General features: G+C 53.9%; 15 protein-coding genes and 1 tRNA gene. 4 read left to right on the top strand and 12 right to left on the bottom strand.

Going from position 1 to position 13,177, the window contains the following annotated elements; all coding sequences use genetic code 11:
* Positions 1 to 13: 13 nt before the first annotated feature.
* Positions 14 to 814, top strand: a complete 801-nt coding sequence (locus H6A25_RS01395; protein ID WP_204750232.1) for an RNA-binding protein — start codon at positions 14 to 16, stop codon at positions 812 to 814.
* 57 nt (positions 815 to 871) lie between these two features.
* Here H6A25_RS01395 and H6A25_RS13025 read toward each other — a convergent pair whose 3' ends face one another.
* Both H6A25_RS13025 and rpsT read right to left on the bottom strand, forming a co-directional pair.
* Entirely contained in the window at positions 872 to 2,335 is a 1,464-nt protein-coding gene (locus H6A25_RS13025; protein ID WP_204750231.1) for a lectin-like protein, read from the bottom strand.
* Between the two features lie 186 nt (positions 2,336 to 2,521).
* On the bottom strand, positions 2,522 to 2,782 hold the full coding sequence (rpsT, locus tag H6A25_RS01385) for a 30S ribosomal protein S20 (protein WP_118427731.1): 261 nt from the start codon (positions 2,780 to 2,782) through the stop codon (positions 2,522 to 2,524).
* A gap of 140 nt (positions 2,783 to 2,922) precedes the next feature.
* Here rpsT and gpr point away from each other — a divergent pair, with 140 nt between their 5' ends.
* Entirely contained in the window at positions 2,923 to 3,801 is an 879-nt protein-coding gene (gpr, locus tag H6A25_RS01380) for a GPR endopeptidase (protein ID WP_204750230.1), read from the top strand.
* A 244-nt stretch (positions 3,802 to 4,045) separates the two neighbouring features.
* Entirely contained in the window at positions 4,046 to 4,960 is a 915-nt protein-coding gene (gene spoIIP, locus H6A25_RS01375) for a stage II sporulation protein P (RefSeq protein WP_204750229.1), read from the top strand.
* A 73-nt stretch (positions 4,961 to 5,033) separates the two neighbouring features.
* Here spoIIP and H6A25_RS12645 read toward each other — a convergent pair whose 3' ends face one another.
* From H6A25_RS12645 to H6A25_RS01335, 8 genes are all read right to left on the bottom strand, one after another.
* On the bottom strand, positions 5,034 to 5,693 hold the full coding sequence (locus H6A25_RS12645; protein WP_243423144.1) for a hypothetical protein: 660 nt from the start codon (positions 5,691 to 5,693) through the stop codon (positions 5,034 to 5,036).
* 134 nt (positions 5,694 to 5,827) lie between these two features.
* A complete protein-coding gene (locus H6A25_RS01365; RefSeq protein WP_243423153.1) occupies positions 5,828 to 6,277 on the bottom strand; it encodes a peptidylprolyl isomerase in 450 nt (149 codons plus the stop codon).
* 169 nt (positions 6,278 to 6,446) lie between these two features.
* Positions 6,447 to 7,313: a PPK2 family polyphosphate kinase gene (locus tag H6A25_RS01360; protein ID WP_204750228.1), complete on the bottom strand. Its 867-nt coding sequence runs from the start codon at positions 7,311 to 7,313 to the stop codon at positions 6,447 to 6,449.
* 77 nt (positions 7,314 to 7,390) lie between these two features.
* On the bottom strand, positions 7,391 to 8,188 hold the full coding sequence (locus H6A25_RS01355) for a metallophosphoesterase (protein ID WP_204750227.1): 798 nt from the start codon (positions 8,186 to 8,188) through the stop codon (positions 7,391 to 7,393).
* Positions 8,189 to 8,214: 26 nt separating this feature from the next.
* Positions 8,215 to 8,493, bottom strand: coding sequence for a DUF1294 domain-containing protein (locus H6A25_RS01350; protein WP_204750226.1), 279 nt, complete (start codon positions 8,491 to 8,493; stop codon positions 8,215 to 8,217).
* Positions 8,494 to 8,558: 65 nt separating this feature from the next.
* On the bottom strand, positions 8,559 to 9,389 hold the full coding sequence (rsmA, locus tag H6A25_RS01345; RefSeq protein ID WP_243423143.1) for a 16S rRNA (adenine(1518)-N(6)/adenine(1519)-N(6))-dimethyltransferase RsmA: 831 nt from the start codon (positions 9,387 to 9,389) through the stop codon (positions 8,559 to 8,561).
* 60 nt (positions 9,390 to 9,449) lie between these two features.
* Positions 9,450 to 10,436: a 3D domain-containing protein gene (locus H6A25_RS01340; protein WP_204750225.1), complete on the bottom strand. Its 987-nt coding sequence runs from the start codon at positions 10,434 to 10,436 to the stop codon at positions 9,450 to 9,452.
* A 58-nt stretch (positions 10,437 to 10,494) separates the two neighbouring features.
* Positions 10,495 to 10,725: a hypothetical protein gene (locus tag H6A25_RS01335; RefSeq protein ID WP_204750224.1), complete on the bottom strand. Its 231-nt coding sequence runs from the start codon at positions 10,723 to 10,725 to the stop codon at positions 10,495 to 10,497.
* Positions 10,726 to 11,056: 331 nt separating this feature from the next.
* Here H6A25_RS01335 and H6A25_RS01330 point away from each other — a divergent pair, with 331 nt between their 5' ends.
* On the top strand, positions 11,057 to 12,019 hold the full coding sequence (locus H6A25_RS01330) for a hypothetical protein (RefSeq protein ID WP_204750223.1): 963 nt from the start codon (positions 11,057 to 11,059) through the stop codon (positions 12,017 to 12,019).
* Positions 12,020 to 12,202: 183 nt separating this feature from the next.
* Here H6A25_RS01330 and H6A25_RS01325 read toward each other — a convergent pair whose 3' ends face one another.
* Both H6A25_RS01325 and H6A25_RS01320 read right to left on the bottom strand, forming a co-directional pair.
* Complete coding sequence (locus tag H6A25_RS01325) at positions 12,203 to 12,886, bottom strand: DUF4230 domain-containing protein (RefSeq protein ID WP_243423141.1); 684 nt, start codon at positions 12,884 to 12,886, stop codon at positions 12,203 to 12,205.
* Positions 12,887 to 13,072: 186 nt separating this feature from the next.
* Positions 13,073 to 13,149 (bottom strand) — tRNA-Ile (locus H6A25_RS01320).
* Positions 13,150 to 13,177 lie beyond the last annotated feature (28 nt).

The following is a 13,177-nucleotide window of genomic DNA, read 5'->3' as shown; positions in this document are numbered from 1 at the left end:
GGAGGGATGGTCCATGCCAGCCAAACGGGAAGAACTGCTGTCTCTGGCCCAACAGCCGGAGGACCGGCTGATCATCAGCCAGCTATGGGATAAAATGAGCCAGGCAGAAAAATATTTTCAACCATCCTGCACTTCTTTTCTCGATCTGCGCCAGCAGAATCTGTGCCGCACCGCCATGGAACGGATGGGAAGCCAGGGCTTCTTTCTCTATGGCGGTTATCCCCAGGCCGAGCGGCGTCTGGCCCTGTTCCTCCCGGACTATATGGAGACCCCGGATGACATTCCTTTGGAGGACAACCCCATCTGTGCCCTGCGGGCCAGGCCCCGAGGCGGCATAGAACTGAACCACCGGGATTACCTGGGCTCCCTGATGGGGCTGGGCATCCGGCGGGAGATGGTGGGTGACATTCTGGTTTCCCCTCAAAGCGCCGACATTCTGCTGACGGCGGAAATGGGGGACTATGTGCGCCACAACCTGGAGAAAGCCGGCCACGCCTCCATCGTCGTGGAGCCGGTGGCTCTGGACAGCCTGCTCATTCCTCCCCTTCAGTTCAAAACCCTGCGGGACACCGTGCCTTCCCTCCGTCTGGACGCGGTGCTCACCGTGGCCTTTTCCCTCTCCCGGGGAGAAGCGGCGGAGTGCATCCGCCGGGGCCTGGTGCAGGTGGATGGGGCCGATGCCCTCAAAGGGGACAAGCCTGTGCCCGAAGGAGCCCGCATCTCTCTGCGGGGCAAAGGCAAAGCCATTCTGGCCCAGATCGGCGGTCTTTCCAAAAAAGGCCGTATCCAGATCGAAGTACACAAGCTGATTTAAACCGCTTGAAAAAACACCGTTGGGAAATCCCAACGGTGTTTTTTCTGTATAGCTCGATTACTTCAGATTCTTGAAGCTGCGCAAAGACATGGCGATGGCCTGCTCTCTTGTGGCATTGGCATAATGCTTTGCCTCTTCCATGGAGTTGGTGTTCTTGGGAGCAAACATCCCATTGCCCACACCGGAGATCACATTGTATTTGGTCATGAAATAGACGCTGGGCTTGGCGTAATCAGAGATCTGGCCATCATCGGCGTACTTGGGAACACCGGAATAGTTGATGGTGTATTCTTCATCGGTTTCCAGTGTCCAGTCGGGCCACTGTGCTCTTTTGTACACCCGGCACAGCATGGTGGCCAGCTGCTCCCGGGTGATCAGCTCATCGGGGGCAAATTCTGTGGCGCTGTATCCCCGGACTGCACCGATGTTATAGGCTTTCAGGATATAGTTCCTGTTTTCATTATCGGCGATGTCCTCAAACTGGCACTGGGAGGACATGACGGCCCGCCCGCCGGTCATGGCTTCAAACAGGTTGACGGAAATGGCAGCAAATTCGCCCCGGGTCACCGGCGCTGTCATATCCTTGCCCACCAGCACATCGGGGATGAGTCCGGCATCGGCCGCTTCCTGAAGCTCCGGGGTGGACCAGTCCGCCGAATCCGACCAGGTTTCCCACTCGCATACGAAGCCCACAGTCTGCAAAGAGAAGTTGTCCTCTTCCCCTGGATAGGTGTTGTCATAATACATATCGTTCCAGGCAAAGCGCTTGCTGCCGCTCACCGCCGGATTTGGTGTGTTATAGATATGCACATACTGTTCCTTTTCCCCATCGGAGCGGGTGTGGCTGTTGGGCTCGATCACATCCCAGTTGGAATAGGAGAAGGTTTCCCCTGTGATCCACTGGGGCGCGCCGCCTGTGGTAGTGGCTCCGATCCAGTACTGCTTCTTGCTGCCGTTTGTCAGCAGTTTTGCCACAAAGTTCTGCTCTCCCTGGGAAGTGATGGTCACCAGATGACCGCCCAGGGATTCGCATTTCTCCTTGGCCTGCTGCCAGGTCATGCCTTCGTCAAACACCTTGTAGCTGTGGTTCTGATAGACGCTGTCCACCACTTCCTGATAGCTGGAGTTGTTTTTGTTCAGCACAAACTCCCAGTTTTTGTTGCCATCCACCAAACCGGTGTAGATGTCCTGGTTCAACGTACCTTTCAGGGTGACAAAGGAATAGGTGCTGGGTTTTTCGATCCATTCGTCTCCTCTGATCACATAATTGCCGTTCTCCAGAGTGGCCTTGATGGTATAGGAGCCCTCCTTTGCATTGCTGCGCCCGGGCATATTGTAAAACTCAAACACGCCGGTGCCGTCTTCGTTGACGGTGAGAGTCAGGCCGGTCTGTCCCTGGTTGGCATAATACCAGCCTTCATAGGTCCCCGCCAGGGGAGACACTTCGGCCGGCGCCGCCATAGAAACGGTGCACAGCACCAGCAAAAACAGAAGTGCGGCCAATACAATGCCTTTTTTCACAAGCAATCATCCTCCTTATTTTCCTTTGCAGCGGTGAACTTTTACAAATTGTTCATTTTTATGTTAGCACACTCCCACTCTGCTGTAAAGGGAGACAGGAAAATAAATGCAATCCCATTTCTTTTTGCGCAGCAAAAAGGGCCGGGAACAAATCCCGGCCCTGGAAGATCATCAAAATTCCACTGCTTATTTGGCGGCGGCGTTGACCTTCTTCGCCAGCGCGCTCTTTTTTCTCGCGGCAGTATTCTTGTGCAGAATACCTTTGGCAACAGCCTTGTCCAGGCAAACCACGGTGGCCTTATACGCCTCCTGGATGCCGGTGCCCTGCTGAATGGCACTGTCGAACTTCTTCAACTGTGTCTTCATCGCTGTCTTCGCGGCGCGATTTCTCTCGTTCTTTGTCTTATTGACCAGCACGCGCTTCTTCGCGGACTTAATATTCGGCAAAATCATGACCTCCTTACCTCAGATATTCATAGCATTGCTTATTCTAACATTTTGCGGCGGCAAATGCAAGTGTTTCTCACACAATTTTTGCATATTTCTTTTCCGGGGGAAACACTAAGAGAAAAACAGGAGGAAATCCGATGGAATCGAGACGCACAGACCTGGCCCTGGAGGCCCGGGAGCTCTATCAGGAGCAGACCCGCCAGGAACCGCCGGGGGTGGATTGGAAGGAAGAAGAGCAGGAGGGCATCCATATCACCGAAGTGCATATCCGCACCCCGGAGGGGGCACGGGAAATGGGCAAGCCGCAAGGCCGCTATATCACATTCCAGCTGGGGGCAAACTGGGAACGGGAGGATCACACCATCGCCGCCGCTTCTTCCCTTCTGGCCCGCCAGGTGCGCTGCCTGCTGCCCTCCCAGCCGGAGAGCGTTCTGGTGGTGGGACTGGGCAACCGCCATCTCACCGCCGATGCCCTGGGCCCACTCTGCACCGAAAAAATCATCGTCACCCGGCATCTGAAAGACACCATGCCCGATGTATTCCGCTCCTTTGCCCGGGTCAGCGCCATTGCCCCAGGAGTGCTGGGACTTACCGGCGTAGAGACCGGCGAAGTGGTGCTGGGGCTGTGTGAAAAGATCCGTCCGGACGCCATCATCGCCATCGACTCGCTGGTGTCCCGAAAGCTGTCCCGGCTCTGCCGCACCATTCAGCTTTCCGATACCGGCATCACCCCTGGCGGCGGCATCGCCCCCGGCCGCTTCCCCCTGGATGAACAGACCCTCCACACCCCGGTGCTGGCCCTGGGCATTCCCACAGTGGTGGAAGCCCGCACCCTGGCCGCCGATCTGTGTCCCGGCGCGCCGCCGGAAGAACAGCTGCCTTCCTCTTCCCTCATCGTCACCCCCAAGGACATCGACGCCCTGATGGTGAAAAGCGCCAAGATCCTGGGTTATGCCGTTGATATGGCCCTGCATACCCATCTGTCTGTGGAGGACATCGAAAGCCTGCTCAGTTGAGGACAAGGCATAAAAAAGCCATAAAAGCCATAGAATGGTTCCATCAACACCAGGATGGAGGAAGTTTTTCATGGCGCTGGGGCACAGGAACTACAGAAAAATCAGAAGCCATAACAGACGGAAAAAGCCCCGGCGGAAAAAAGGGCTGTGGCCTTTTTTGCTGGCAGCCGTGGGGCTGTGGGTTTTCGCCCAGGAATCCCCCTGGCCTCCGGCCTTTTCTTCATTTCCCCCGGCAAAAAGCAACTTGCCCATCGAGGATTATTCCCCCTCGGATGTCCTTCTTCCAGAGGATGCTCCCGAAGAGGAATTGGTATCTGCCGGAGAAGAGGTCAGTGAAGCGGTGCTTCCCCAGGGACAGACCAGTCAGGCCCAGGCCAATGTGGCCGCCATCCAGATCGACGGCAACGATGGCTCCTATCCCGGCGCCGGTACGGTCTACTATAAAAATGAAACCGATTACCAGATCGACATGGAAGACCTGCTGAATCAGAATGTTTCCATTCCCTTTTCTCTGGATGAGCCGGCGGTGCTCATCGTCCACACCCATGGCAGCGAGGCCTATACCCCCGACGCCGCCAACTGGTATACTCCCACCGACACCGACCGCACCACCGACACCAATTACAATGTGGTGCGGGTGGGGGCCGAAATGGAAAAGATTTTAAATGAAAAAGGCATCAAAACCATTCACGCCACCGTGCTGTGCGACAGTCCTTCCTATAACGGCGCCTATAACCGGGCGCTGGAAGTGATCCAGCAGGCCATCTCTGAAAACCCATCCATCAAATTTGTCATTGATGTGCATCGGGATGCCATGATCACTTCCAGCGGCAAAAAATACAAAACCGTGGCCCAGATCGGCGGACGGCAGGCAGCCCAGCTGATGCTGGTGGCCGGTACCGACGGAGGCGGCCTGACTTTTGACGATTGGCCGGATCATCTGGCCTTTGCCGCCAAGATCCAACAGCAGATGAACGCCCTGTATCCCGGCATCATGCGCCCCATCAATGTGCGGGCCGCCCGCTTTAACCAGCATGTGACACCGGGAAGCATGCTTCTGGAAGTGGGTACCAGCGGCAACTCCCTGGACGAGGCCCTTTACTCCGCTTCCCTCTTTGCCGATGCACTGGGAGATATGTTATTGGACATGGCGGAATAAAAAGCACATATTTTATTTGGCTGCACCAGAAGAGAACCAGGACCCTTGGCCCTGGTTCTCTTTCCGTTTTTTGTTATTGTACCTGTGTGCCGCCCCATTCTACTGCGGTATAGCCCTGCCGGGAAACGGGAGTCAACACCTGCTCCTTCATCTCCACCGGCTCATCCAGGCCCCTCCAGGCCATGAACACCCGGATCAGGGTATCAGGGGCGGGATCGATGGTCAGAGCGGCCAGGCTGGTGTATTCCTCCTGTTGGAACGCAATCTGGTTATAGGGGTTCTTCTCCATCAAAGGCAGCCAGTATTCCAGAAAATCCTGACGCTCCTTTTCGTTCAGCCCCTGGATGGCCAAAGCCTTTTCCAAGAACGCGCCGGTCTCATTTCCAGGCACCACAAATCCTTCTTCAAACTGGAACTCCCCCTGGGAATCGGCTTCCCAGAACAGATAGGGCCAGGTGTTTCCCTCCTCATCCACCAGGGTACCGTCCGGATAGGCCATGACTTGCCATCCATCCTGCAAAGCAGGCTCGGTGACGGTGAATGTACCGGCTGTCAGGACCACATTCACCCTGGTCTCCTGGGGCGTTTCCGGATAGAGATAAATCACCGGCTTTGCCAGAACGCACTGGCTGGGATCGGGAGGGGCCAGCTGGAGGATGTAAAAGATCACCCCGCCGGCCAGCAGAAAAATTCCCAGCCATTTGGCGCATCGGGTCAATACATACCGTTTCATGTTCGCCTCTCCTTTCATCGCACTAATTCACTATATCATTTTCTTTTTCTTATTGTATCACATTTTTCATAGAAAGGCAACAGAATGCCCCGGCGCAGTATGCGCCGGGGCATTCTTCTCATTTTCTATTCCAATCAGTCTTCCATCACGATGCTTTCCATCACAGGGGCCTTGCCGTCTGTGAGATACTGCTCCACGATGGCGTCCACCACTTCCATGCTTTCCTCGTCTACGGTACCGAAGGCAGCATACTGGCCGTCCAGGAAGGTGGCATCGTCCAGAGTGATGAAGAACTGGCTTCCGGCGCTGTCATAGTCCTGGGCCCGGGCCATGGAAATAACGCCCCGCTCATGGGAAATGGTGTTATTCACCCCATTGGCCTTGAACTCACCCTTGATGGTGTGTCCCGGCCCGCCAGTGCCGTTGCCCAGAGGGTCACCCCCCTGAATGACAAAACCCGGCTCGATGCGGTGGAAGGTCAGGCCGTCATAAAATCCGTCCTGCACCAGCTCCACAAAGTTTTCCACTGTAATGGGGGCCTGGTCTTCATCCAGCTGAATGTGGATCTTCTCCCCGTTTTCCATGGTGATGGTTGCCTTGTTCACAGAATCCTCTCCTTTATTCTTTTCCTCATTTTCCTGCTTTTCCTGGCTGCATCCCGCCGCCAGAATCATCCCGGCGGTGCACAACGCCAGCAAAGCTTTTTGCCATTGGCTTTTTTTCATTCCTTCTGTCCTTCCCTTTGTTTGAAACTCAGCATTCTTCCTCCAGCATCTTCCGGCACTGCTCCAGCTGTTCCTGCTGCTTTTGCGGCGGGGCCGGATACTGAGGATCGATATCCTTCAGCGTCTCCAGCACTGCCTGGGACAGCAGATACCGTGTGTACCACTTGTTGTCCGCCGGCAGCACATACCATGGGCTATGAGGAGTGGCCGTCTGATTGATGGCCTTTTCGTAGGCTTTTTGATATTCTTCCCAATAGGCCCGCTCTTTTACATCGCTTTGGGAAAATTTCCAATTCTTCTCTTTTCTCTCGATACGCTCCAGAAACCGCTCTTTCTGTTCCTCCTTGGACACATGAAGAAAGACCTTCACCACCCGGTAGCTGTTTTCATAGAGATATTCTTCAAAATGCCGGATCTGCCGGTACCGCTTCTGGAAAAACTCCGGGTCATCCAGGCACCGCTGGGCCATCTGATAGCTCTTGTGCAAGGAGTGTACCCGAACAATGAGCACATCTTCGTAATAAGAACGGTTAAAAATGGCCATGCTTCCCCGGGCGGGAAGCTGACGCACGGCCCGCCACAGATAGTCGTGGCTCAGCTCCTGGCTGTTGGGCTGCTTGAAGCTGTGCACCGTGATGCCCTGGGGATTGATGGCCCCCATCACATGCTTGATGGCGCTGTCCTTTCCAGCAGCATCCATGGCCTGGAGCAAAATGATGATGCCCTCCTGCCCCTGGGCATACAGCTTATCCTGGAGCTTTGCGATCTTCTCCATATTGCGCTGGGTCTTTTCTTCGATTTCCTGTCGCTGGAGTCCCAGGCCCTTGGCGCTGGTGGGGGCTTTTTTCAAAGACAATTCCTCACTGCCGTCATAACGGTAATTCTTTACATCCATCCCCGTTCCTCCTTTTTAATAGGACGATTGTACCCGATGAAGGCGGGCAAATGTTGAACGAAATGTAAATACTGGCTTTATTTTCCCTGGGGAGAAAGCTCCAGCAGGGTCATTTCCGGCCGGGCGAAAAACCGAACCGGCAGAGAGGTCACTCCCAACCCCCGGTTGACATACACCAATTCTTCTCCCTTTTCATACAGCCCGGAAGTATAGTGTTCCCCTCCCGGCGGCTTGACCAGGGCCCCGTAAAAAGGCAGGCACACCTGGCCGCCATGGGTATGTCCGGCTACTGTCAGTTGAAACCCTTGGGTTTCATCGGCGTAATCGGGAGCATGGGACAAAAGGATGTTGCATTTTTCTTCTTCCACCAGCCCTTCCACCTGGGGCACAAAAAACAAAAGCTCGTCGGCTCCCACAAAATTCACCGACCCCAGCTGTACGCTTTGGTTCCGCAGCACCTGAAATCCGGCTTTTTCCATAATATCCTCGTAGACCCGCTCGGCGCCGCCGCCCACATCGTGGTTTCCCATCACCGCCAGCTTGCATGGCGCCTGCAAATGAGAAAGCGCCCGGCTCACTTCGCCCGGATCGCCCTCATATTGGCTGTAATTGTCAAACAGATCTCCCAGGAACACCACGGCCTGGGGCTCCAGACCGTTGATTTTTTCCACCCATTGTTCCAGATCCTCCGGGCCGAACTCCAGCCCCATATGGGTATCCCCAAAGCAGACCACCCGCATTTCTTCTGTGAGGCCGGGAAGGGAGAGCTCTACCTTTTTCACCTGGATCCACCGAGGCTCAATCCATCGGGCATAGCCAAGCACCATAGCACACAACAAAAGCAGGGCCAGCACCCGCTTGATCCACTTTCCCAAACAGCTTCCCTCCTTGTTTTCCCGCTTCAAAGGCGGCTCCGCTGAAAAGCCACCCACACCAAAACGGCAATCTGCAAAACCAGAATAGCCGGTACACCCCAGGTGAATTTTCGATGTCTGGTTTTGTGATGAAAGAAGAGCATGGCCAAAAGCAACCCCGGACTTCCTCCCAATGCCGCCGACAGCAGCAATGTGCGCTCCCGCACCCGCCATTGCCCCTGTACCGCCTTCCATTTATCCACACCGCACAGGGCAAATGCCGTTCCATTGATCAGCAGCAGCCACAGCCACAGGGCCTTGAGCATACCATTCTCCTTTTTCTTTCCACAGGGCAAAGGGCCGAAGCCATAGACGGCCCGGCCCTCTTTTCTTATTCTTTCTGCAAACGCTTTCCCACAGCCTCTGTGAGACGGGCGAAATCCTCCAGCCCCAGGGTCTCGCCCCGGGCCTGCGCTCCAATGCCGGCCTCTTCCAAGCAAGCCAGTATATCCTCCCGCTCCAGCTGGGGAAAGCCATGGCGCAGGCAATTGAGCAGCGTCTTACGCCGCTGGGCAAAAGCCGCCCGCACCACCCGGAAATAAAGATTTTCGTCCACCGGTCCCAGGGGATTTTCCGCATAGGGCGTAAGCACCACCACGGCCGAATCCACTTTGGGAGCCGGAATAAAGCATCCGGCCGGCACATCCAGCAAAATGGATGGCTTTCCGTGGAACTGGCAATAGACCGAAAAGGCTCCATAATCCCCAGTGCCCGGTTTGGCACAGATTCTCCGGGCCACTTCCTTCTGCACCATAACGGTGATCTGGGCAAAGCAGCCGCTGCTTACCAAAGCGGTGAGAGCCGGAGTGGTGATATAATAGGGCAGGTTGGCACAGGCCACTTTCCGCCCCTCCCCCAGCTCCTCACGGCACAGCTGGGGAATATTTGTTTTCAGAATATCTCCCTCCACCAGGTGGAAGTTATCAAATTCCCCCAGGGTCTCCCCCAGCACCGGGGGCAGTCTGCGGTCCAATTCCACCGCCACCACACGCCGGGCTCTCTGGCACAGCTCCCGGGTGAGGGTGCCAATGCCGGGGCCCACTTCCAGCACGCCGGTATTTTCATCGATGCCTGCTCCCTGAGCAATGGCTGTGGGTACATGTCTGGCACAGAGAAAATTCTGTCCCAGGCTTTTGGAAAAATGAAACCCATGACGGGTCAATATCTCTTTGATGGTGCCGATATCACACAGATTCAGATGGGATCACCCTTTTGACGCGATCTAATCCAGCACATAGACGGTAGCCGTCCGTACGCCGAAATTGATACACTCCCGATAGGTGTTGAAATAAAGGTCGATCTTGTTTCCCTTCACCGATCCGCCGGTGTCTTCTGCCACCGCCAGACCATACATCCAGCTGCCGTCGCTGCCCTGGATGAGCAGGCGGGAGCCCAGAGGGATCACATTTTTATCCACCGCCACGGCGCCCACACGGGCAATGGTACCGGAAGCTGTTTTCTTCCAGGTCTTTCCCTCGGTGGTGTAGGCAGTGGCCTTCATTTGATACACCTTGCTGTAAGTGTAGTTCTGACCGTTGTATTGTACCATACCTCCGGTGCCGGTTTCAATCACTTCAGTCACCGGCTGGCGGGTGATTTCTGTTCCCAGGCTGGTACGGCTGTATTCCGACCCGTCCCGGTATTCCACCCGGAAGGTTGTCACCTTTTCTCCGGCCTGGCCCTGCTGGACCACCCGGCTTTCTCCGTAAGGGAGCGCATCGGTCTCCACTGTTTTTGTGGTATAGGGAATGCTCTCCCGCACTTCTTCATTGCGCACTTCCACCCGGCGCACCGTGATGTCGCTGCCCTGGGTCAATTCTTCTTCCGATGCAGGATATACCAGATCCTGATCTCCCAGAGTGATGCCGGCATCGGCCAGAATGCTCTGCACCGTGCCGCCTGTGGTCTGCAGCATATGGGTACGGCCGTCGGCGGTGATCAGCACCGGGAAGGCCCGCTCCACCTGCACCACGCCAAAGCCCTGGGAAAGATCTCCGGAGCAGGTGATTTCATCGTCAGCCCCCAGCTCAATGCCCGCTGCGGCCACAGCCCGCTGGGGATCACCGGAAAGGGTATAGACCACATGGCGCTCCCCTTCGTCGTAAATAACCACCCGTTTTGTGCCCATCATCATGCCGCCCATCAACAGGGACGAGGCCAGAAACATGGAACACATGGGGATCAATCGGCTCTTTTTCTTGGTTTCCATTTGGGAATGTCTCCTTCCATTTCCTCGCGGCCAAGGCCGCGGGCTTGTGGTGCCGTCATCAGGCAGGCTCTGCCTCCCCTCTGGCTGGCTCCCCCGCTTGCTGTCTGCGGAGAATGGCGCTCTGACCATCCGCCGGCCTGTTTGCCGGCTTGAAACCTTCTTTATTGTAACCGATTTGATACCATTTTGCAACCTTTTTCTTTCGACCTTCCCCACCAGCACCACAAAATATGGTCTTTTCAGGGATATATTCTCCCCTTTTTTCTAAATTTTTATTCCATTTTTCCAAAACATTTCTTCATTTTTGTTTCAACTTTTCTGTATTTCATCCACTATACCGGCTATTTTATAGTCAAGAATTCTCATTTTGTCTCTTTTTCTTTTGCTTCTTTTTTGTTGGCGAATATTTTTACCCTTTTTGTTATTTTTCTGTAACCATTTGTTTTTTCTTTTCTCCGCTGTATTCCTTGTCTCACAGCAATATTGATATTTTTTTAACAATATATTTGGCTATATTGCTGATTTCATGCCCGATATATTGCCAAAATTTCGACATATGCTATAATGTATTCAAACAGAATCAGAGAGCGATGTTCCTGCCCTTTGAAAGGAGGGTCTTTATGTTTCCTATGAAGATGATGAGCAATCGCCGTTTTGTTCCCACCAATTTTATTTTTATTCTGATCTTGGGATTTGTCTCTCTGGTTTTGTGGGAAACCACCCGTTTCTTCGGTCGGGTCCAGCCGGCCTACGGCCCCTTAATGGTGCTGATGCTGGTGCTCAGCTCCCTGGTGCTTGTCTATTTCGGGGTGAGTTTCATCCTTTATCTGTATGACCACGCCTTTTCTGACCCATGGAAACGCTGGGCCGCCATGATCGCCGTTGGAATTGTGGTTGTGGTTTATCTGCTCTCTTCGATTCTGGGCATCCTTCCCGCTTTGGACTATGTGCATTGGAGTGAGGACTGGGGAGAAGTTGCCCAACGGTACTCTTACAGTTTTGAAATCGATCCCAATCCCAGTTCCCGGGAGATTGCTGAGGAGCAACAGCACAAAGAAGCTCTACGGGAATATTGGGGCACCTGGAACTGGAAATACCTTCTCCTCTTTGTGGCTGTTGTGGCTGTATGTTTGGTGTGTCACATCCTGTTTCTTCCTCTCCGCATCTATGCAGCCCGGGAGAAAGGCTATGACAGCGATAGCCTGGGCAACACCGCCGCCAGCGTGGCGCTGCTTCTGCTGGCCCTGATGGGGCTGGCGAAGCCTTCCCTCTATCTGTGGATGGGTGTCCTGCTTCTGGTTCTTCTGGTGGTGCGCATCCCCAAGCTGGGGCTGAAATATGCTTTGCTCTTTACCATCTTCCAGCCCTTTGCCATTCTGGACAGTGGTATGCAGCGGGCCAAATTCGTTTCCTCCGGAATGTATCTCAGTCCTTTTGTCACCGGTGAAATGCAGGCTCGGATGACCGGCTTGCAGCAAACCGGCCATGATGAACGGAACGAAGAATTCCAGGAAGAGCTTCGCATCCGTGACCTGGCTCAGGCAAGTCAGAAAAAGCAAAGAAAAGAAAGCGATCCAAAATAACGGGATAAATGAAAAGCCCTGGGAGAAGGCTTCTCCCAGGGCTTTGTTTTGCGTGGCACAGTACCGGCCATCAGGCAGTGATGAACAAAATGAAGTAAAAGATCACCACAGCGGCCGCCAGAATCCCCAGCGCGTATAAAATCCCTCTCGCAAAGCTTTTCACTGACTAGCACTCCTTTCCGTTTAGGAAAAATAGATCTCGTATTTTTCCAAATCAAAGCCTTTGGCGAAAAAGGCTTTCAGAATGGTTTCCGCATTGGTTCGAGCATTTTCCAGGAGGCCATTTTCAATGGCATCTTTTTCAGCTGTTTCCTGCAATTCCTTCATGGCGGTGTTGTTTTCCTCCAAGGTAATTGGACGGAAAATACTCTCTTTTTCATAATACACTTTGAAGGAATCCAGGTCGATCTCGTTGCTGAGAATCTGTGCTTCCGGTAATTTGACTTCAATGGTCTTTGTTTCCTCGTCCACACTCCATTGGATCTCCCCAAAGTCATAACCCGCTTTGATCTCCACATCATAGCTGTAAATATACTTGCTCTGGGTGAAGGGAATGGAAATGCCAAACAGTTCTCGTTCGGCCTCGGTCATGCTGATTTCAGTGCAATAAGCCGACTGTGTAGCCATCTCGCCGATGTCCTCAAACCCCAACTTGCTGGTATCGCTGTAAATACTCATCTGATCCCGGATGGCCAGCCAGAAGAAGGGGCCGCCCACGGCTATGGCCACCACCAGGATAAACAGTATCAGCAATTTGGGGTGGCGCGCAAGCCACCGGAAAAAGCCCTTTCCCTTCTTCTGTTTCACCGGTTCCTGCACCTGCACAGGCTGAGTTTGCTGATTGGTTTCTTGTTTTTGTTCGTTCATGTTTTTACCCTCCGTTTTGAAGATTTTCATAACAGAGCCTGCAAATTTCGCGGAAGGCATCTGTCATGTTTCTCCACGGTTCCCTATTATACCATTTTTCGACAATCTTTTCCACAAAAATGTGCTTTTATCCGCAATAAAATACAACGAAAAAAGACACGCCGGATGGCGTGTCTTTTGGTGAAATGGTGGGCCTTCAGGGACTCGAACCCGGGACCGTCCGGTTATGAGCCGGATGCTCTAACCAACTGAGCTAAAGGCCCGGCTATGGAAAAAGCCGCCGCATTTCTG

It is taken from the genome of Intestinimonas butyriciproducens (genome assembly GCF_016901775.1).
Lineage (GTDB): Bacteria > Bacillota > Clostridia > Oscillospirales > Butyricicoccaceae > Pseudobutyricicoccus.
The sequence above is the reverse complement of the archived record's forward strand: the minus strand, read 5'-3'. Positions and strand labels throughout refer to the sequence as shown.

Coding starts and splice junctions, on each gene's coding strand:
- H6A25_RS01360 (WP_204750228.1), bottom strand. CDS start 7,313: ATGGATGTAAAGAATTACCGTTATGACGGCAGTGAGGAATTGTCTTTG.
- H6A25_RS01330 (WP_204750223.1), top strand. CDS start 11,057: ATGTTTCCTATGAAGATGATGAGCAATCGCCGTTTTGTTCCCACCAAT.
- gpr (WP_204750230.1), top strand. CDS start 2,923: ATGGAATCGAGACGCACAGACCTGGCCCTGGAGGCCCGGGAGCTCTAT.
- H6A25_RS12645 (WP_243423144.1), bottom strand. CDS start 5,693: ATGAAACGGTATGTATTGACCCGATGCGCCAAATGGCTGGGAATTTTT.
- H6A25_RS01365 (WP_243423153.1), bottom strand. CDS start 6,277: ATGGAAAACGGGGAGAAGATCCACATTCAGCTGGATGAAGACCAGGCC.
- H6A25_RS01395 (WP_204750232.1), top strand. CDS start 14: ATGCCAGCCAAACGGGAAGAACTGCTGTCTCTGGCCCAACAGCCGGAG.
- H6A25_RS01340 (WP_204750225.1), bottom strand. CDS start 10,436: ATGGAAACCAAGAAAAAGAGCCGATTGATCCCCATGTGTTCCATGTTT.
- H6A25_RS01325 (WP_243423141.1), bottom strand. CDS start 12,886: ATGAACGAACAAAAACAAGAAACCAATCAGCAAACTCAGCCTGTGCAG.
- H6A25_RS01350 (WP_204750226.1), bottom strand. CDS start 8,493: ATGCTCAAGGCCCTGTGGCTGTGGCTGCTGCTGATCAATGGAACGGCA.